Source organism: Streptomyces sp. NPDC048383, assembly GCF_040651775.1.
GTDB lineage: Bacteria > Actinomycetota > Actinomycetes > Streptomycetales > Streptomycetaceae > Streptomyces.
The window spans coordinates 1-18,515 of the sequence record NZ_JBEZKS010000004.1; the positions used below are offsets into that span (position 1 = coordinate 1).

The 18,515-nt window shown below is 70.5% G+C and carries 16 protein-coding genes and 5 tRNA genes; 11 read left to right on the forward strand and 10 right to left on the reverse strand.

What is annotated here, in order from left to right; translation table 11 throughout:
• Nucleotides 1–408, forward strand: a 408-nt coding sequence (locus tag AB0D46_RS04815; RefSeq protein ID WP_362875848.1) for a carboxyl transferase domain-containing protein, incomplete at its 5' end; no start/stop codon positions are given.
• 20 nt (nt 409–428) lie between these two features.
• The gene (locus AB0D46_RS04820) at nt 429–623 is read left to right on the forward strand and encodes an acyl-CoA carboxylase subunit epsilon (protein ID WP_362875849.1); all 195 of its coding nucleotides are present in this window, start codon (nt 429–431) and stop codon (nt 621–623) included.
• Between the two features lie 720 nt (nt 624–1,343).
• On the opposite strand, the gene AB0D46_RS04825 is transcribed toward AB0D46_RS04820, so the two are convergent.
• The 9 genes from AB0D46_RS04825 to AB0D46_RS04865 form a co-directional block, all read right to left on the reverse strand.
• Nucleotides 1,344–2,474, reverse strand: a complete 1,131-nt coding sequence (locus AB0D46_RS04825) for a hypothetical protein (protein ID WP_362875850.1) — start codon at nt 2,472–2,474, stop codon at nt 1,344–1,346.
• A gap of 86 nt (nt 2,475–2,560) precedes the next feature.
• Nucleotides 2,561–3,154: an ATP/GTP-binding protein gene (locus AB0D46_RS04830; protein ID WP_319192543.1), complete on the reverse strand. Its 594-nt coding sequence runs from the start codon at nt 3,152–3,154 to the stop codon at nt 2,561–2,563.
• Nucleotides 3,135–3,695, reverse strand: a complete 561-nt coding sequence (locus tag AB0D46_RS04835; protein WP_362875851.1) for a DUF742 domain-containing protein — start codon at nt 3,693–3,695, stop codon at nt 3,135–3,137. Before AB0D46_RS04835 ends, AB0D46_RS04830 begins: the two co-directional genes overlap by 20 nt.
• A 93-nt stretch (nt 3,696–3,788) precedes the next feature.
• Nucleotides 3,789–4,202: a roadblock/LC7 domain-containing protein gene (locus AB0D46_RS04840; protein ID WP_030037347.1), complete on the reverse strand. Its 414-nt coding sequence runs from the start codon at nt 4,200–4,202 to the stop codon at nt 3,789–3,791.
• 10 nt (nt 4,203–4,212) lie between these two features.
• Nucleotides 4,213–7,401: a nitrate- and nitrite sensing domain-containing protein gene (locus AB0D46_RS04845; protein WP_362875852.1), complete on the reverse strand. Its 3,189-nt coding sequence runs from the start codon at nt 7,399–7,401 to the stop codon at nt 4,213–4,215.
• 293 nt (nt 7,402–7,694) lie between these two features.
• Nucleotides 7,695–8,279: an ATP/GTP-binding protein gene (locus AB0D46_RS04850; RefSeq protein ID WP_362875853.1), complete on the reverse strand. Its 585-nt coding sequence runs from the start codon at nt 8,277–8,279 to the stop codon at nt 7,695–7,697.
• Entirely contained in the window at nt 8,260–8,652 is a 393-nt protein-coding gene (locus AB0D46_RS04855; RefSeq protein ID WP_215149806.1) for a DUF742 domain-containing protein, read from the reverse strand. The genes AB0D46_RS04850 and AB0D46_RS04855 overlap by 20 nt, the downstream gene beginning before the upstream one ends.
• 152 nt (nt 8,653–8,804) lie before the next feature.
• The gene (locus AB0D46_RS04860) at nt 8,805–9,218 is read right to left on the reverse strand and encodes a roadblock/LC7 domain-containing protein (protein WP_150207164.1); all 414 of its coding nucleotides are present in this window, start codon (nt 9,216–9,218) and stop codon (nt 8,805–8,807) included.
• A 9-nt stretch (nt 9,219–9,227) separates the two neighbouring features.
• A complete protein-coding gene (locus AB0D46_RS04865) occupies nt 9,228–13,007 on the reverse strand; it encodes a nitrate- and nitrite sensing domain-containing protein (RefSeq protein ID WP_362875854.1) in 3,780 nt (1,259 codons plus the stop codon).
• A 581-nt stretch (nt 13,008–13,588) separates the two neighbouring features.
• Here AB0D46_RS04865 and AB0D46_RS04870 point away from each other — a divergent pair.
• The 9 genes from AB0D46_RS04870 to AB0D46_RS04910 all read left to right on the forward strand — a co-directional run bounded on the left by AB0D46_RS04870 (nt 13,589) and on the right by AB0D46_RS04910 (nt 17,573).
• Entirely contained in the window at nt 13,589–13,777 is a 189-nt protein-coding gene (locus tag AB0D46_RS04870; RefSeq protein WP_362875855.1) for a hypothetical protein, read from the forward strand.
• Between the two features lie 97 nt (nt 13,778–13,874).
• Nucleotides 13,875–14,681 carry a fumarylacetoacetate hydrolase family protein gene (locus AB0D46_RS04875; RefSeq protein ID WP_362875856.1) on the forward strand — a complete coding sequence of 269 codons (807 nt, stop codon included), beginning with the start codon at nt 13,875–13,877 and terminating at the stop codon, nt 14,679–14,681.
• Nucleotides 14,674–16,149, forward strand: coding sequence for a glutamate--tRNA ligase (gene gltX, locus AB0D46_RS04880; RefSeq protein WP_362875857.1), 1,476 nt, complete (start codon nt 14,674–14,676; stop codon nt 16,147–16,149). The genes AB0D46_RS04875 and gltX overlap by 8 nt, the downstream gene beginning before the upstream one ends.
• Nucleotides 16,150–16,264: 115 nt before the next feature.
• Nucleotides 16,265–16,993: an HAD family hydrolase gene (locus AB0D46_RS04885; RefSeq protein WP_362875858.1), complete on the forward strand. Its 729-nt coding sequence runs from the start codon at nt 16,265–16,267 to the stop codon at nt 16,991–16,993.
• Nucleotides 16,994–17,079: 86 nt separating this feature from the next.
• Nucleotides 17,080–17,151: transfer RNA gene (locus AB0D46_RS04890), tRNA-Gln, on the forward strand.
• 26 nt (nt 17,152–17,177) lie between these two features.
• Nucleotides 17,178–17,250: transfer RNA gene (locus AB0D46_RS04895), tRNA-Glu, on the forward strand.
• Between the two features lie 61 nt (nt 17,251–17,311).
• Nucleotides 17,312–17,384, forward strand: a tRNA-Glu gene (locus AB0D46_RS04900).
• A gap of 24 nt (nt 17,385–17,408) precedes the next feature.
• Nucleotides 17,409–17,480: transfer RNA gene (locus AB0D46_RS04905), tRNA-Gln, on the forward strand.
• A 20-nt stretch (nt 17,481–17,500) separates the two neighbouring features.
• Nucleotides 17,501–17,573: transfer RNA gene (locus AB0D46_RS04910), tRNA-Glu, on the forward strand.
• A 182-nt stretch (nt 17,574–17,755) separates the two neighbouring features.
• Here AB0D46_RS04910 and ndgR read toward each other — a convergent pair.
• On the reverse strand, nt 17,756–18,472 hold the full coding sequence (gene ndgR, locus AB0D46_RS04915) for an IclR family transcriptional regulator NdgR (RefSeq protein ID WP_112450208.1): 717 nt from the start codon (nt 18,470–18,472) through the stop codon (nt 17,756–17,758).
• Between the last annotated feature and the right edge of the window lie 43 nt (nt 18,473–18,515).

Consider the following 18,515-nt stretch of genomic DNA (forward strand, 5'->3'; position numbering starts at 1 on the left):
GCGAAGTTGCTGTACGCGTACTGCAACGCGACCGTGCCGCGGATCTCGCTGATCCTGCGGAAGGCGTACGGCGGTGCGTACATCGTCATGGACTCGCAGTCCATCGGGGCCGACCTGACCTACGCCTGGCCCACCAACGAGATCGCGGTGATGGGCGCCGACGGCGCCGCCAACGTCATCTTCCGCAAGCAGATCGCGGACGCCGAGGACCCCGAGGCGATGCGCGCGCGCATGGTCAAGGAGTACAAGGCCGAGCTGATGCACCCGTACTACGCGGCCGAACGCGGTCTCGTGGACGACGTCATCGATCCCGCCGAGACCCGCGAGGTCCTCGCGGGCGCGCTCGCGATGCTCCGCACCAAGCACGCCGACCTGCCGTCGCGCAAGCACGGCAACCCGCCGCAGTAAACGAAGGAGACATGCCACCGATGAGCATTGCCACCGACACCCTGTTGAAGGTCGAGAAGGGCAACGCCGAGCCCGAGGAGCTGGCCGCGATCACCGCGATCCTGCTCGCCCGCGCCGCCGCGACCCCCGAGGCCGTCAACATCCCCCGCCCCCCGGCGGGCTGGCGGCGCCTGGAGCGCAGCCGGGGCTTCCAGGCCCCGCACAGCTGGCGCTGACCCGGCGCGGTACGCACCCCGCTCGTCCCGACGGCCGCTCAGCCGCTCCTGACCTTGATGCCCTCCGGCACCGAGTCGAGGCGGCGGGCGGCCGTCGGCCGTCCGGCACCCGGACAGCCGCAGCGTCCGGCAGCCGAGCACACCGAGGCCGCTCAGGTCCTCGGGCAGCGTGCAGCCGTGCAGGACCAGCTGTTCCAGGTGCGGGGGCCCGCTCTCCAGACGCGGGAGCCAATCCCGCAGGTCGTAGCCGAACAGCGTGAGACCGGTCAGGCGCTCCAGCCGGTCGAGGCCGGAAGCCGCGCGGTGTGCCCTCGCCCTGGAGCACCAGCCGACTCAGGCGGACGCCGAGGCGGAGGGAGTCGAGTCCGACATCCGCGGGGAGCCGTCCCAGGGACAGGCCACGCAGCTTCGGGACGTCCGATATCTCGTCCGGCGCCGGGCAGGTGCTCCAGTTCAGGAGCTGGAGGAACTCCAGGTCCGGCAACTCGCGTAGCGGCCCTACGTCGCGCAGCGGTACGTTGCCCCAGGCGTCGAGCGCCGTCAGGCCGGTGAGGGAGGCCACGGGCGCGAGGTCGGCGTCCTCCCGCAGATCGGTCACCGACAGCCTCTCCAGCGGCCCCAGTTCCACGAACGCCCCCAGGCCTCGGGTGAGGGGGTGGTGCACCGCGATCCGCCGGGCATGGGCCAGCAGCGGCATCGCGTGCCACTGGGCGGCGTGCGTCAGCGAGAGCCAGGCTCCACCAGGTTGCCGATGCGGTCCTCCGAGGCCGCCTCGGCCGCCGCCAGGTACTCCTGGAAACTGCGGTGGACGAAGTCCACCCGGTCCTCGGCCGGCGCCCGCAGCACGCCCGAGCGCACCAGCAGGTGGTCCAGTACGGCCGCCCCGTCCGCCCCCTCCAGGTGCCGCATCGCGGAGATCGCGCCGCGCACGTGCTCGGCGGCCCGGTCCCGGGCGATCTCGCTGCGGTTGTTGTCCGACAGCCGCCAGGCCAGGTCCTGGAGCAGCAGGAGCTTGTCCGCCAGGGTCAACGGGACGACGAGGTCGCCCGGGACGCCCCGCTCCGTGTCCCGCCGGTGCAGCAGGATCTCCAACGCCGTCCGGTACAACTCCATCCGACTGCGGGGCAATTGCCGACGTCGCTCCAGGTGGAGCGCGCACAGCAGCGCGGCCATCAGCGGGCTCGCGGCCAGGGACTGCAGCTCCACCTCGTCCAACGTCCCGCTGATGAGCTCCAGGTACTCCCGCCGGAACGCCTCGTCCTCGCCCGCGCCCTCGGGCGCGTACAGCGAGCGGACGGGCAGGCGGTCCAGCGCGCGGGCCACCTCGGCGGCCAAGGTCGTGGTACGGGCCAGCAGTTCGGTGACGGCCCGCTCGGTGAAGACCGGCAGGTGCTTCAGGATCCGTACGTAGCAGTCGACGGACTCGGCGAACAGGGCCTCGTGGAAGGCGGCAGCCGCCTCGGACAGCCCTGCCGGGGCCGGGACGGCGCCGCGGATCGCCCGGGCCGGCTCCGACGGGTCGGCGTCCGCGCCGATGACCGCCGCGTCGGAGAGGTCGGCGCGGACGAAGGTGTCCGAGACGCCGTCGAGCGCCGCCCGGCGCTCGTGGTCGGGAAGTCCGCGGAACTCGTGCGCCAGCAGCGGCTCCAGGCGCGCGGCCACGGCATCGGCCATGTCCTCGAACTGTCGCTCCAGGCCCCGCTGATGGCGCAGCCCCGGTACGCGGAAGCGAATCAGGTCCGCCATGGAGGAGTCGGCCTCCTGCGCACACCGGCGTGGCGCGAGCCACAAGGACACCGCGCGGGTGGCCAGCACCCTGCCCAGATTGATGGCCGCGACCTCGGCGCTCACGCCTACCCCCCTCCGTCAGAAGGAGAGAACGCCGGGAACCCGTCACGGGTTCCCGGCGTCCCGGGTGAAACGACCGGGCGGAGCGCCTACCGCAGGCGGGCCATCAGGGCGTGCTCGACGAGCGTGATGAGCGCGCTCTTGGCGTCGCCGCGGTGCCGGGCGTCGGTGGTGATGATGGGGGCGTCCGGGCCGATCTGCAGGGCCTCGCGGACTTCCTCCGGCGTGTACGGCTGGTGCCCGTCGAAGCCGTTGAGGGCGATCACGAACGGCAGGCCGCTGTTCTCGAAGTAGTCCACCGCGGGGAAGCAGTCCGCCAGACGGCGCGTGTCCACGAGCACGACCGCGCCGATGGCGCCGCGCACCAGGTCGTCCCACATGAACCAGAAGCGGTCCTGACCCGGGGTACCGAAGAGGTACAGGATCAGGTCCTGGTCCAAGGTGATGCGGCCGAAGTCCATGGCGACCGTGGTGGTCGTCTTGTCACCGGTGTGGGTGAGGTCGTCGATGCCCGCGGAGGCGCTGGTCATGACGGCTTCGGTGCGCAGCGGGTTGATCTCGGAGACCGCGCCGACGAACGTGGTCTTGCCCACGCCGAAGCCGCCCGCCACCACGATCTTCGCGGAGGTGGTGGAGCGCGGTGCTCCTCCGGCAGAACCTCCGTTAGAGCTTGCGAAGTCCACTGAGCACCCTTTCGAGCAGTGTCACATCTGGCTGGCCGCCCGCGGACTCGTCGCCGCCGGGCTGGTGGATGGCGACGAGGCCCGCCTCCGCCAGGTCGGCGACGAGGATTCGGGCGACACCAAGAGGAATGGAGAGGAGTGCCGAGATCTCCGCGACGGATTTGATCTCCTGGCACAGGCGGCAGATGCGCTGGTGCTCGGGCAACTGCCCTTGCAGCCGCGCGGGATCGGCCGTGGTACTGACCAGCGCCTCGATGGCGAGCTGGTAGCGCGGCCGGGTACGGCCGCCGGTCATGGCGTACGGACGCACCAGCGGGTTGTGCGCCTTCGGAGCCGGGGGCTGCGAGGACCGCATGGGACTCTGCGAGGGCCGATGGCCCTGCGGAGGCTGCTGCGGCTGCTGGGGCTGGCCGTACTGCTGGTACGGGTTGTGCTCCGGCACGGGCCGGCTGGGAGCGGAGGGGAAGTTGAAGCGGTTCTGGTCGTGCCCACCCTGCGGCTGCTGCGCGCCGCCATAAGGATGTCCTCCGGGTGTTGTCACGTTTCCTCCTCCGACTCCAAGAACGCAGTACTCCCTGTGGAACCGCGCCACCGCACCCTATGGTGCGGTGACGCGAAACGCACTGCTTGTTTGCTAGTTGAGAAGACTTCCCTGGAGCTCCGCGCGCAGGTCCGGGGTGAGGACGCTGCCCGCGCGGTCCACGAGGAGGGCCATCTCGTAGCCCACGAGGCCGATGTCGCACTCGGGGTGCGCGAGCACCGCGAGCGAGGAACCGTCCGACACGGACATGAGGAAGAGGAACCCGCGGTCCATCTCCACGACGGTCTGGTTGACGGCGCCACCCTCGAAGATGCGGGAAGCACCGGCGGTCAGCGACGTCAGACCGGAGGCCACGGCCGCCAGCTGATCGGCGCGGTCGCGCGGGAATCCGTCGGACATCGCCAGAAGGAGTCCGTCGGCGGAGACCACCACCGTGTGCGACACCCCTGGGGTGTTGTCCACGAAGTTGGTGATCAACCAGTTCAGGTTCTGTGCCGCCTGGCTCATCGGGCTCACACTAACGCTCCTGGTCATAGCTGTTACTTGACTGCTCGGATCCCGCGTTGCGTCCCTGCTGGACACCACGCCGCAGGTTGCTCAACCTGCCACGGACGTCCTCCGGTGCGCGGGAGACCTGGGGGCCGCCCTGCGGAGTCGTCTCCGCAGCACCCTCGACCAGGTTGGCCTTGGGCACCCGCCGAGGGAGACCGGACGGGGTGACCCCGCCCGCCTTCGGCTCACGGAGCTTGCCGGCCTGTTGCCAGCGCTCGTCGTTCGTCGAGCGCCAGGACTCGGTGCCTTCGGATTCCTCCGGGGCCCGCTTCGGTTCGGCGGGCTGCTGCTGACGCTGCGGCCGCTGCTCGAAGAGAGATCCGGTGGACTCCGCTTCCTGCTTCGCCGGCTGCCACTGCTGCTGGCTGCCGCGTCGCGGCAGGCCCGCTCCGGTCATCTGGTGACCGGTGTCGGCAGCGGCGCCCGGACGGTCGAAGCCTACGCGCTCCGCGGCCGGTTCGGGAGCGGACGTCGATTCCGATTCGGTCCCGTAGCTCTGCTGGTAGGAGCCCGAATAGGTGTTCTGCTGGGGCCACTCGCCCTGCTGGGACTGGTCCTCGTAGCCACCCTCGTACGACGGGGCGGGCTGCTGGGGGTCCTGGTAGCCGACCTCCGGATAGGCATATGCCTGGTCCGGGTAGGCCTCCTGGCCCACCGGCTGCTGCGGAGCGTCCCAGGTGTTCTGGTAGCCCTGCGCGGCCGGTTCCTCGTAGCCCTGGTACGGCTGGTAGCCGTGTTCCGGTTGAGGTTCCGGATAGTCCTGGGACGGGTACTCGGCCTGCCCCTGCGGGAAGCCGACCTGAGCCTCCAGCGCGGCCCGGCGCTCCTCGCGGCCCAGCGACCGTACGACGGGGTCCGCGGGCGCAGCGTCGGCGCTGCGGTCGCCCTGGCGGTCGTACGCCGAGTCGTCGAAGCCGAGTTCGGCGGCGGTGCGCAGCGGGGCGGCCTGCTGGGACTTCTGCTCCGGAATCATCGAGGAGACCGTGAAGTCGTCGTCCGGGATGCCCTCGCCACCGCCACCGTGGGTGATCGCGTCCGGGAGCATGACCAGCGAGGTGGTGCCCGCGGCCTCGCCCGAGGGACGCAGCTGGACGCGGATGCTGTGGCGGTCCGCCAGCCGGCCGACCACGAACAGACCCATGCGCTGCGAGATCGCGGCGTCCACGGTCGGCGGGTTGGCCAGCTTGTGGTTGATGTCCGCGAAGTCCTCGGCGGTGAGGCCGATGCCCTTGTCGTGGATCTCGACCATGACGCGGCCGTCCGGCAGACGCGTGGCGTTCACCCGGACCTTGGTCTGCGGGGAGGAGAACGTGGTGGCGTTCTCCAGCAGCTCGGCCAGCAGGTGCACGAGGTCGGTCACGGCCTGGCCGTGGATCTCGGCCTCGGAGACGCCGGAGAGCTCGATGCGCTCGTACTGCTCCACCTCGGAGGAGGCGGCGCGCAGCACGTCGACGAGGGGCACCGGCTGGTCCCAGCGGCGGCCCGGGTTCTCACCCGCGAGGATGAGGAGGTTCTCGCCGTTGCGGCGCATGCGGGTGGCCAGGTGGTCCAGGCGGAAGAGGTTCTCCAGCTGGTCCGGGTCGGCCTCGTTGTTCTCCAGGTCGGTGATGAGGGTCAGCTGGCCCTCGATCAGCGACTGGTTGCGCATGGAGAGGTTCGTGAAGATCGCGTTGACGTTCCCTCGCAGGAGCGCCTGCTCGGCGGCGAGCCGGACCGCTTCCCGGTGGACCTGGTCGAAGGCGCGGGCGACCTCGCCGATCTCGTCCTGGGAGTTGATCGGGATCGGCGCGACACGGGTGTCGACCTTGCCCGGGTCGGTGCGCGAGAGCTGGTCGACGAGCATCGGCAGGCGCTGCTCGGCGATGTCGAAGGCCGAGCTGCGCAGGTGGCGCATCGCACGGCCCATCTGGCGGGCCATCATGCCGGCCAGGATGAAGGCGGCGAGCAGGGCCACGACCACGATCGCGCCGGTCAGGATGGCGTCGCCGCGGGACTCGTCGGAGACCGCGACGGCGTCGTCGACGGCCTTTTCGAGGAGTTCCTTCTCGATCTCGGCGTAACCGTCGAACTTGGCCGTGGAGGCGGCCTGCCAGGCGGCCGGCGTGGTGCCGTTCAGGGCCAGCTTCGTGTTCTTGTCGCCGCCGGCTATCGCCTCGGTCATGCCGACCAGCGGGGAGCCGTTGACCACGGGCGGAGCCTTGAAGGCGGCGCCGGACTGCTCGGCGGCCTGCTTGGCCTGCGCGAGCTTGGCGGCGCCCTCCTGGGACTTCTTGCCCATGACCTCCTTGAGCCGGTTCGTCTCCTCGTCGGTACCGGCGGCGACGTACTCGCCGATGGCTATCTCTTCGAGGTAGGCGTAGGAGGAGAAGGCGACGAGCTGGGCCTTGCGGACCTCCTCGTTCTCGTTCGGACGCACCAGCAGGTGCGTGCCGACCGAGCGCTGGAGGGAGTTCGCGGCCTTCGCCAGCTCGATCGCGTAGACCATGCGGCCGTAGCTGGTGACGTTGCCGGTGCCGAGGCCGAGCTCGTTGGAGAACTGCATGAGGTAGTGCTGGACCAGCACGTACCCCTCTTCGGTCGGGATGGGACCCGCCGAGGCCGGGAGGTTCTTCTTCGCCGACTCGGGCACCGCGTAGGCGGTCTTGCGGACCTGCTCCAGCTTCGGCTCCTCCTGGCGGAAGAGCTCCAGCCGGCGCTCCAGGCCCTGCTTCGAGGGCAGGTCCTTCGCGGCCGTCGCGAACTTGGCCTTGGCGGCATCGGTGGCGGCGTACGCCTTCGACACGACCTCGCTGTTGCGGTCGCCCTTGAGGAGCGGCTCGGCGGTCAGGTCGCGCTCGTTGAGCAGCGCCTGGCCGTACTCGGCAGCCGCCTGGACGATGCGCGCGGTCTTCTCGGCGTCCTTCGCCTCGTTCCAGCTGTCGACCGAACCCTTGACCTGGAAACCGCCCATGACCAGTCCGACGAGGACGGGTACGAGGAGGATGGCGTTCAGACGGGTCGGTACGCGCCAGTTGCGGGGGGACAGCTTGCTGGTGCTACCGCCGCTCGTGGGTGGGTCCACGGGCACGTCGACGGATGACGTGGCCGCGCGCGGCGGCGGGGTGAAGTTGCCGCGCGCGGGTTCATCCGCGGGGCTCGAGTTGCTTCGCCTCACTCGACCAACAACCTCTCGGCGGTGCTACTAGCTAGTTCGTTGAATTCCAGCACGGTTGACGGCCGTGTTCCAAACAGTTGAAATCGGCGATTCACAGAGCCTTGAGCCCCACATAAACCGGACATAAAGAGCGAGCTGCGGCAAAAACCGGGCCATATGTGCGCGCAGCGGTACCGGACGAACGCACCCTGTGCGCACGCCCCCGATAATTCTCTGTCGAAACGTTATGAACGACAGGGGCGGGCCGTGTCGTAGGACACAGCCCGCCCCGGTGCACGGCGTGCGGAATCGTGTTACTTGAGCCGCGCCATCAGGGCGTGCTCGACGAGCGTGATGAGCGCGCTCTTGGCGTCGCCGCGGTGCCGGGCGTCGGTGGTGATGATGGGGGCGTCCGGGCCGATCTGCAGGGCCTCGCGGACTTCCTCCGGCGTGTACGGCTGGTGTCCCTCGAAGCCGTTGAGGGCGACGACGAACGGCAGGCCGCTGTTCTCGAAGTAGTCCACCGCGGGGAAGCAGTCCGCCAGGCGCCGCGTGTCGACCAGCACGATGGCGCCGATGGCGCCGCGCACCAGGTCGTCCCACATGAACCAGAAGCGGTCCTGACCCGGGGTACCGAAGAGGTACAGGATCAGGTCCTGGTCCAGGGTGATGCGGCCGAAGTCCATGGCGACCGTGGTGGTCGTCTTGTCACCGGTGTGGGTGAGGTCGTCGATGCCCGCGCTCGCGGACGTCATCACGGCCTCGGTGCGCAGCGGGTTGATCTCGGAGACCGCGCCGACGAACGTGGTCTTGCCCACGCCGAAGCCGCCCGCGACCACGATCTTCGCGGAGGTGGTGGAGCGAGGAGCCGCTCCACCGTCAGAGCTTGCGAAGTCCACTGAGAACCCTCTCGAGCAGCGTTACATCCGGCGTTCCGCCGGCCTCTCCATTGCCCGGCTGGTGGATGGCCACCATTCCGGCCTCGGCCAGGTCGGCGACGAGGATCCGGGCGACACCGAGCGGCATCGACAGCAGTGCGGAGACCTCCGCGACCGACTTCACCTCACGGCAGAGCGTGCAGATGCGCTGGTGCTCCGGCAGCAGGCCGGACAGGTGCATCGGATCGGCCGTGGTGCTGACCAGCGCCTCGATGGCGAGCTGGTAGCGCGGACGGGTCCGGCCACCGGTCATCGCGTACGGACGTACCAGCGGCTGGTCGCCATCCGAGTACGAATCTCCGTACGCATCGGGATAGGCGGGGGGCGGGGTCATTGATCCTCCGGGCTGGACAGCAGTGGTCAGCGTGCCGTCTGACGGGGCGGCCGGTGGGGGGACGTGATGACGGCCTGTCGGGGGTACTGGGTACCGGGGGTGGGGTCCCGGTTCCCCCGGCCGGAAGTACCGTCCGGCCGGGGGATGTGCAGTCAGATGAGCAGGCTTCCCTGGAGCTCGGCGCGCAGGTCCGGGGTGAGGACGCTGCCCGCGCGGTCCACGAGGAGGGCCATTTCGTAGCCCACGAGGCCGATGTCGCACTCGGGGTGCGCGAGTACGGCCAGCGAGGAGCCGTCCGAGACGGACATGAGGAAGAGGAATCCCCGGTCCATCTCCACGACGGTCTGGTTGACGGGGCCGCCCTCGAAGATGCGGGAGGCACCGGCGGTCAGCGACGTCAGACCGGAGGCCACGGCCGCCAGCTGATCGGCGCGGTCACGGGGGAATCCTTCGGACATCGCCAGAAGGAGTCCGTCGGCGGAAACCACCACCGTGTGGGACACCCCTGGGGTGTTGTCCACGAAGTTGGTGATCAACCAGTTCAGGTTCTGTGCCGCCTGGCTCATCGAACTCAACTAACGCTCCTGCTGGTAAGTGGGGTCGATGTGGTAACTGCCGGTCGCGGGGCCGGTGGTGCCGGCCTGGCGCCCCTGCTGGATACCGCGTCGGAGGTTGGTGAGACGGCCACGGACGTCGTCCGGAGCACGCGAAACCTGCGGGCCCGCCTGGGCTTCGGCCTGCTGCTGCGCGGTGCCGGCCACGAGGTTCGCCCGCGGTACCCGGCGGGGCAGCCCCGACGTCGTGATCCCTCCGGCGGCGGGCTGACGGACGCGCTCGGCCTGCCGCATCAGCTCGTCGTTGGGGGAGGAGCGCCAGCTGACGGTCGGCGAGGTGCCGGTGACCGCCGCGGCGGGCTCGGCGGCGAGTTCCGTGCCGCGCTGAGCCTGTGCCTGCTGCTGGGGTACGGCCGGTGCCTGCGCGGCGGGCTGTTCGCCCTCCTCGCGGAACCAGTTCGACTCCAGCGTGTCGAAGATCGGGCTGCGGCCCGGACCGCTCGCGGGCTGCGCCGGCGGCAGGGCCTCGGGCTGTGTCTGGGGCAGCCGGGGCGCGTCGGGACGCTGAACCGGGAGGGGCGCCGGCGCGTAACCGCCGGGCTGCTGCTGCTCCTGCCCGTAGCCACCGACACCCGGACCGCCGGGCAGCGGTGCCGGAGCGTGCTGCTGGGGCGGGACCGGACGGGCGAACTGGCCCGTCGAGGCCGGGTCGAGGGGGCCGCCCAGCTGCGGGCGCTCGAACTGTCCCGTGGTGGACGGGTCCAGGGGACCCCGTACGTCGGGACGCTCGAACTGGCCGGTCGTGCTGTTGGCGGGGTTGCCGCCGGTGGCCTGGGGCGGGTAGGGGGCGTTGTAGTCCGGGCGAGCGAACTCGGAGGTCGAGCCGGGGCCCGAGAGCTCGTCGTGGCCGCGCGGGACCTCGTGGCCGCCCTGGGCGGAGCCCCAGCTGGCGGACTGCGGGATCCCGGCGGGCGAAGCGCCGGTGCCCGGGAGCTCCGCACGGGGGGCGCCGCCGCGCGGCGGCAGCTGCGGCCGCTTGCGCTGGACCGGAGCGGCGGGCTGCTGGCCGCCGGGCTGCTGCTGTGCGGCCTGCTGCGGCTGCTGCTGTCCGGGCTGCTGACCCTGCTGGAACTGGCCCTGCTGACGGCCCTGCTGGGGCTGCTGCGCCTGCGGCCGCTCGAAGCCGTTGCCCTGGGCGAACGCGCCGGGCCCGGAGGACTGGGGCGCCGCCGGACGGGCCTGCGGGCCGCCGGACGGGCCGCGCGTGGGCAGCGGGCCACCGCTGCCGAAGGCCGCCTGACCCTGGCCGGTCGGAGCCGAGGGGCCGCCCTGCTGCGGGCGACCGCCCTGCGGGCCCTGACCCTGGCCCGGACCCTGCCCCTGGGGGCGCTGCTGCTGACCGGGGCCACCGCCCTGGCCGGGCAGCGCGGGGCGCTGTCCGCCACCGGCGACCTGACCGCGCTGCGGCCCGGCGCCGACCGGGGGACGGGTACCCGCACCGGCCATCGAAGCCTGACCACCGGGGCCACCCGCGCCGGGACCGCCCGTGCCGCCGGCGTTGCCCTGGGATCCCGGGCCGCCCTGGCCCGGCATCGGAGCCGGCTTCTTGCCGCCCTGGGCGACGTCCACCGGCAGCATGACGAGAGCCGTCGTACCGCCCGAGTCGGAGGGGCGCAGCTGGATGCGGATGCCGTGTCGCAGGGACAGGCGGCCGACCACGAACAGGCCCATGCGGCGGGAGACGGAGACGTCCACGGTCGGCGGCGCCGCGAGGCGCTCGTTGATCGCGGCCAGGTCCTCGGGGGAGAGGCCGATGCCGGTGTCGTGGATCTCGACGAGCACGCGGCCGTCGGGCAGCGCGTGACCGGTCACCTTGACCTTGGTCTGCGGGGAGGAGAACGAGGTGGCGTTCTCCAGCAGCTCGGCGAGCAGGTGGACGAGGTCGTTGACGACGCGGCCGGCGACGTCGGTGCCGGGCACCGACGAGAGTTCGATGCGCTCGTACTGCTCCACCTCGGACGCCGCGGCGCGGAGCACGTCGACGAGCGGGACGGGGCGGGTCCACCGGCGGCCCGGCTCCTCACCCGCGAGGACGAGGAGGTTTTCGCCGTTACGGCGCATGCGGGTCGCGAGGTGGTCGAGCTTGAAGAGCGAGGACAGCTGGTCCGGGTCGGCCTCGCGCGACTCCAGCTCGGAGATGAGCGAGAGCTGACGCTGGATGAGGCCCTGCGAGCGGCGCGAGAGGTTGGTGAACATCGCGTTGACGTTGCCCCGGAGGAGGGCCTGCTCGGCGGCGAGGCGGACGGCCTCGCGGTGCACGTCGTCGAAGGCCGCGGCCACCTGGCCGATCTCGTCGCGGGTGTGCAGACCGACGGACTCCACGGAGGTGTCCACGTCCTGCGGGTCCGACTCGGAGAGCTGCTTGACGAGCTCGGGCAGACGGTCCTGGGCGACGCGCGTCGCGGTGTCCTGCAGGCGGCGCAGCGAGCGGATCATCGACCGGGCCATGACGAAGGCGCCGACGAGGGAGACACCGAGGACGAGGAGGATCAGGGCACCGTTGATGATGGCGTCCTGCTGCGACTCGCTCTTGAGCTCGCGGGCCTTCTGCTCCATGTCCTCGAGCAGCGTCAGCTCGATGACCTTCATCGCCTGGAGCTTGGTGTCGTCGGCGTCGTACCAGTCCATCCAGGACCGGTTCTTCTCCTTGCCGAGCTGTCCCGGGGTGGTCAGGACGCGGCGGGCGTAGTGGTCCGCGGTGCCGATCTCCGAATTGCCGTCCCCGAGCGAGGCGAGGAGGTCCTCCGCCTTGCCCTGGTAGGCCACGTCGAAGGCCTTCCGGGACTGGCTCTCACCGCGGAGCGCGGAGAGCGCGTAGAGGCGGTCGTTCTCCTCCAACTTGCCCGGCTGGGCGCCGTTCTCGGGGAGCGAGGCGGCGATGACCGCGCGCTGGATGGAGGCGTACTCCTTGGCGGACGAGAAGGCCGCCAGGGCGCGGGTGCGCTTGATCATCTCGGGGCTGGAGGTGGCCTGGGCCATGTCCTGCGACAGCGAGAGGAGCGAGGTGATCAGTGCGTTGTACTCGGTGACGGTCTGCTGGGCGCCGTTGGCGTACGCCTTCTTGCGGATGTCCTCGATGCCGGTCAGCTGGCGCGCGATCTGCAGGATGTTGCTGCGGATCGACTGGAGGGTCTCGTCCTGGTCCTTGGTGTTGTTGACCTTCTCCGTCGCCGCCGTGAAGGCGATGGCGGCGGCGTCGGTCTGGTCGCGGACGCCCTCGACGAGGCTGTTGGTCTTGCCGTCCTTGGCGACGGACATCGGACCGGCCGACTTGTCCCGCTCCTCCTGGAGCATGGCGGCCAGGTTGGTGGCCTGCCGGGTCATCGTCGTCAGCAGCTGCATGTGCTCCAGCTGCGAGATGTCGTTCATCGAGTCGTTGATGCGGAAGCCACCGAGCGTGGTGGCGGCGACGACCGGCAGGGTCAGCAGCGACACCAGTCGCGTGCTGATGCGCCAGTTCTGCATGGCGAGACGGGAACCGGGCCCGGGAGCCTTCGGTATCGCCTCGGCCGCCGGCTGGGGCGCGTCGAGCTTGCCCTTGGGCTTGGCCTTGACGGCCTTACCGGGCTTGCCCGACTTTCCGCGTCCCTTCGCCTTCACCGAAGCGGAGGCATCGGGTCCCGCTCCTTCGACAGCCGGCCCGCGGTTCTGGGCGTGCTGGGGCGAGGAGCCACGGTCGGTCCCGCCGCGCGGCTCCTGCTCCGCCGCAGCGCTGCCATCCCTCTTGAATCGTCCCTGCACTAGCGTCGCAACCTCTGGACCAGGCGCCCCGCCGGGTGAGCGGTGGGACGGTGTCGAGTCTTGGGGCACTGACGGCCCCATGGTGGTCGTCGGTGACCGGCGCGTCTCCCTCTCCGTTGCCACCGCGCTCGGCGCTGTCTCGCGCCACCTGCGCGCCGGCTGATTCCCGCGGCGGTCCCGCGAATTCCAGCACAGTGGGGGATCTCCAACAAGGTGCGCGTGTCGCCCCGGCGAGCCGTCACGGCACGTGACAGGAACGCTACGCGACGTGGACCCGCTACCGGGACGAACCGGACTTACGCCAATCAAAGCTCGCGCCTGGCAAGGTGTCCCAGTCCTGATGATCAGGAGCGGAATGGCGCATTCAGTGGCGCAATGTCCGATTGGTCGGTCGGAATCCACTGTCTGGTATGCCGGGAATGCCCGGTCATTGGTGAGCAAACTCACACGCCCATGGCCATTACTTCCCGGTTCAGCCGGGGATTCAGATGTTTAGCCTTGCCCATTGAAGGGTTGGCGCCAAGGTTGGCGCATCACACAACCACCACCCACCACGACCGAACCGAGGGCCCCGGACTCCGATGAAGACGACGATGCTGTTCCGCAACATAGCCAACCCCCGCCGCACCACCCTCGCGCACCTCGAGGACGCCGAGGAGCTGCAGGCGGCCCCGGCCACCCCGGAGCACTCCGTCGAGCTGCCGGCCCAGACCGCGAACCCCCGCCGCACGATCCTGATGGACGCCCCGGTCGCGGTCGCCGCGCCGTAGTCCCCCGGGTACGGAGCGCCGAACGCCCCCGCCCGCCGCGTTAGCCTGGAGTCCGCAGACTCCAGCAAGCGGACATACAGAGGGGCAGACGCAACACGTGCGCATCGCCAGGTTCTCGATCGACGGCAACGTCGCCTTCGGCGCGGTCGAGGGCGATGCCGCCCCCGGCGCCGAGGGCGAGCTCGTCCTCGACATCATCAAGGGCATCCCGTTCGCGGACTTCGAGCTCTCCGGCACGAAGGTCCCGCTCGCCAAGGTCCGGCTGCTGCCGCCCGTGCTCCCGAACAAGATCGTGGCCGTCGGCCGCAACTACGCGGAGCACGCGGCGGAGCTCGGGAACTCCCTCGTCGACGAGCAGGGCGCGCTCGAACCGCCCCTCACCTTCTTCAAGCCCTCCACCTCGGTGGTCGGCTCCGGCGACCCGATCACGTACCCCCCCTTCTCGCAGGACCTCCACCACGAGGCGGAACTCGCCGTGGTCATCGGCCGCATGTGCCGCGAGGTCCCCAAGGAGCGCGTCAAGGACGTGATCCTCGGCTACACCTGCGCCAACGACGTCACCGCCCGCGACGTGCAGCGGCGCGAGAAGCAGTGGGCCCGGGCCAAGGGCTTCGACAGCTCCTGCCCCCTCGGCCCGTGGATCGAGACCGACCTCGACCCGAGCGACCTGACCATCCAGTGCACCGTCAACGGCGAACAACGCCAGCTCGGCCGCACCAGCGACATGGTCCGCTCCATCGAGGACCTGATCGTGCACATCAGCGAGGCCATGACCCTGCTCCCGGGCGACGTCATCCTCACGGGGACCCCGGCCGGAGTCGGCCCCCTCAACGTCGGCGACGAGGTCGCCGTCACCATCGAAGGCATCGGCACTCTCACCAACAAGGTGATCAAGCGTGGTTAACGGACCCGTCCGCGTACGTTTCTGTCCCTCCCCGACCGGCAACCCCCACGTGGGCCTGGTCCGCACCGCCCTGTTCAACTGGGCGTTCGCGCGCCACCACGGCGGCACGTTCGTCTTCCGCATCGAGGACACCGACGCGGCCCGCGACTCCGAGGAGTCGTACGACCAGCTGCTCGACTCGCTGCGCTGGCTCGGCTTCACCTGGGACGAGGGCCCCGAGATCGGCGGCCCGCACGCCCCGTACCGCCAGTCGCAGCGCATGGACATCTACGCGGACGTCGCGAAGAAGCTCCAGGACGGCGGCCACGCCTACAGCTGCTACTGCACCACCGAGGAGCTCGACCAGCGGCGCGACGCCGCCCGCGCGGCCGGCAAGCCCTCCGGTTACGACGGCCACTGCCGCGAGCTGACCGCGGAGCGGAAGGCCGCGTACGAGGCCGAGGGTCGCGCCTCGATCGTCCGCTTCCGGATGCCCGACGAGACGATCACCTTCACGGACCTGGTCCGCGGCGAGATCTCCGTCACCCCGGAGAACGTCCCGGACTTCGGCATCGTCCGGGCCAACGGCGCCCCGCTGTACACCCTGGTCAACCCGGTCGACGACGCGCTGATGGAGATCACCCACGTCCTGCGCGGCGAGGACCTGCTGTCCTCCACCCCCCGCCAGATCGCGCTCTACCGGGCACTGATCGAGCTGGGCGTCGCCAAGGCCGTCCCCGAGTTCGGCCACCTGCCGTACGTCATGGGGGAGGGCAACAAGAAGCTCTCCAAGCGCGACCCGGAGTCCTCGCTCAACCTCTACCGCGAGCGCGGCTTCCTGCCCGAGGGCCTGCTGAACTACCTCTCGCTGCTCGGCTGGTCCTTCTCCAAGGACCAGGACATCTTCTCGATCGAGGAGATGGTGGCGAAGTTCGACATCCCGGACGTCAACGCCAACCCGGCCCGCTTCGACCTCAAGAAGGCCGAGGCGATCAACGCCGACCACATCCGGCAGCTGGACCCCAAGGACTTCGCGGACGCCTGCGCCCCCTGGCTCACGGCCCCGCACGCCAATTGGGCGCCCGAGGACTTCGACGCCGAGGCGTGGGCCCGCATCGCCCCGCACGCCCAGACCCGCGTCACCGTCCTGTCGGACATCACCGCGAACGTGGACTTCCTCTTCCGCCGGGAGCCCGTCGAGGACCAGGCGTCCTGGGACAAGGCGATGAAGGGAGAGCCCGCGGCCCTGCTGACCACGGCCCGCGCCAACCTGGAGACGGCCGACTGGTCCGACCCGGAGGCCCTCAAGCAGGCCGTCCTGACCGCGGGCGAGGCCCACGGCCTCAAGCTCGGCAAGGCCCAGGCCCCCGTCCGCGTCGCCGTGACCGGCCGCACCGTCGGCCTGCCGCTCTTCGAGTCCCTGGAGATCCTGGGCAAGGAGCGCTCGCTGGCCCGCATCGACGCCACCCTGGCCAAGCTCACCGCCTGACCCGCACCACCCCCGCGGGGGCGACGGCCGCGCCGGCCGTCGCCCCCGCGGCGTTCCCGGTCGTACTTCCCCGTTGCCCTCCCGAGGCCGGGCGCCCCGGCGTAGGCTCGGCCGCATGCCGATCCGCGCCGTGCTGTGGGACATCGACGACACCCTCTTCGACTACACGAGCGCCGACCGGGCCGGACTGGCCGCGCACCTGCTCGCGGAGGGCACCGCCGGACGGTACGGGGCCCCGCACGAGGCGCTCGCGCGGTGGCGGCGGATCACCGAGCGGCACTGGAACCGCTTCGCCGCGGGGCACGGAACCTTCCAGGGGCAGCGCCGGGACCGGGTGCGGGAGTTCGCGGGGCTCCCCGCGATGAGCGACGCCGAGGCCGACGACTGGTTCGCACGGTACGTGGAGCACTACCGGGGCGCCTGGGCGCTCTTCCCGGACGTCGTGCCCGTGCTGGACGCCCTGGCCACCACCCACCGGCACGGGGTGCTCTCCAACTCCTCCGTGGCCAACCAGGACCCCAAGCTGCGCCACCTCGGGCTGCGCGACCGCTTCGAGGTCCTGGTCTGCGCCGCCGAGCTGGGCATCAGCAAGCCCGACGCGGGCGCCTTCCGCGCGGCGTGCGCGGAGCTGGCCCTGGAGCCGCACGAGGTGGTCTACGTGGGGAACGAGCCGGAGATCGACGCCCGCGGCGCCCACGACGCCGGGCTCGCGGCCGTCTGGCTGGACCGGGACGGCGGCCGTGGTTCCGGACCCGACGGCGTGCACCGGATCACGGGACTCGACGGGCTCCTGCGGCTACTGGCCGCCGATACCCGTTTTGGAGCACGGTCAGGCATCCGGTAATGTTCTTTCTGCGCCGCCCGAGCGGGCCGAAAGGCCGGGCCGGAGGCGCTAACCGAACGAAAGCCCCTCAGGGTCTTGAGTTTTGGTGGGCTATAGTGTAATTGGCAACACGAGGGTTTCTGGTTCCCTTATTCTAGGTTCGAGTCCTGGTAGCCCAGCGCAGTTCAGTAGTGACGCAGTGCTTGCCCCCGTTGTGTAGCGGCCTAGCACGCCGCCCTCTCAAGGCGGTAGCGCCGGTTCGAATCCGGTCGGGGGTACAGATCCTTCCCGCGAGATCTCCAGGGTCGCACCCGGATGTTTTGATGCAGGATCGCTAGGGCCCCCGTTGTGTAGCGGCCTAGCACGCCGCCCTCTCAAGGCGGTAGCGCCGGTTCGAATCCGGTCGGGGGTACGGTGTCTAGTTGGTCTAGACCTTTGGGCTATAGTGTAATTGGCAACACGAGAGTTTCTGGTTCTCTTATTCTAGGTTCGAGTCCTGGTAGCCCAGCGCAGTACCGCAGTAAACAGGCCCCCGTTGTGTAGCGGCCTAGCACGCCGCCCTCTCAAGGCGGTAGCGCCGGTTCGAATCCGGTCGGGGGTACATGAGGAAGAGGCCCTCCGCGATCATCGCGGAGGGCCTCTTCGCCGTTCCCGGCCACCCGCCCACCCGTCCGGCCAGCGGACAAGTGCGGGCCCGGAGGCGCGAGTTCGGACGTGTGCGGCGTCGTACGCGCCCCCGGACCCGGGGGGATGGGTGAGGGAGGTCCTTCGGACCGGGGGTGCTCAGCTGGAGCGGCGCAGGGCCTCCGTCAGGCGGGCGGCCGCGTCGATGACGGCCTGGGCGTGCATGCGCCCCGGGTGGCGGGTCAGGCGCTCGATCGGGCCGGAGACCGATACGGAGGCCACCACGCGGTTCGACGGCCCGCGCACCGGCGCGGAGACGGAGGCCACACCGGGCTCCCGCTCGCCGATCGACTGGGCCCAGCCGCGGCGTCGTACGCCCGACAGGGCCGTGGCCGTGAAGCGCGCGCCCTGCAGGCCGCGGTGGAGCCGCTCGGGCTCCTCCCAGGCCATCAGGATCTGCGCTGCCGAACCCGCCTTCATGGGCAGGGTGGAGCCCACCGGGACGGTGTCCCGCAGGCCCGACAGTCGTTCCGCCGCTGCCACGCAGATGCGCATGTCGCCCTGACGACGGTAGAGCTGCGCGCTCTCACCCGTCACGTCACGGAGGTGCGTGAGCACCGGTCCGGCCGTGGCCAGCAGACGGTCCTCGCCGGCCGCGGCGGCAAGTTCTGCCAACCGCGGGCCGAGGATGAACCGGCCCTGCATGTCCCTCGCCACCATGCGGTGGTGTTCCAGTGCCACGGCAAGGCGATGTGCCGTGGGTCGTGCGAGCCCTGTCGCCGCGACCAGCCCGGCGAGGGTGGCCGGACCGGACTCCAGTGCGCTCAATACCAGAGCTGCCTTGTCGAGAACGCCGACGCCGCTAGAGTTGTCCATGAAACGATATTCGCGTCTCACACTGTGAAACGCAAGTTCAATT

What these genes read in the sequence shown, in the direction of transcription:
- AB0D46_RS04820 (WP_362875849.1), top strand. Translation starts at nt 429, where the DNA reads ATGAGCATTGCCACCGACACCCTGTTGAAGGTCGAGAAGGGCAACGCC.
- AB0D46_RS04840 (WP_030037347.1), bottom strand. Translation starts at nt 4,202, where the DNA reads ATGAGCCAGGCGGCACAGAACCTGAACTGGTTGATCACCAACTTCGTG.
- AB0D46_RS04855 (WP_215149806.1), bottom strand. Translation starts at nt 8,652, where the DNA reads ATGACCCCGCCCCCCGCCTATCCCGATGCGTACGGAGATTCGTACTCG.
- AB0D46_RS04860 (WP_150207164.1), bottom strand. Translation starts at nt 9,218, where the DNA reads ATGAGCCAGGCGGCACAGAACCTGAACTGGTTGATCACCAACTTCGTG.
- AB0D46_RS04870 (WP_362875855.1), top strand. Translation starts at nt 13,589, where the DNA reads ATGAAGACGACGATGCTGTTCCGCAACATAGCCAACCCCCGCCGCACC.
- AB0D46_RS04885 (WP_362875858.1), top strand. Translation starts at nt 16,265, where the DNA reads ATGCCGATCCGCGCCGTGCTGTGGGACATCGACGACACCCTCTTCGAC.
- ndgR (WP_112450208.1), bottom strand. Translation starts at nt 18,472, where the DNA reads ATGGACAACTCTAGCGGCGTCGGCGTTCTCGACAAGGCAGCTCTGGTA.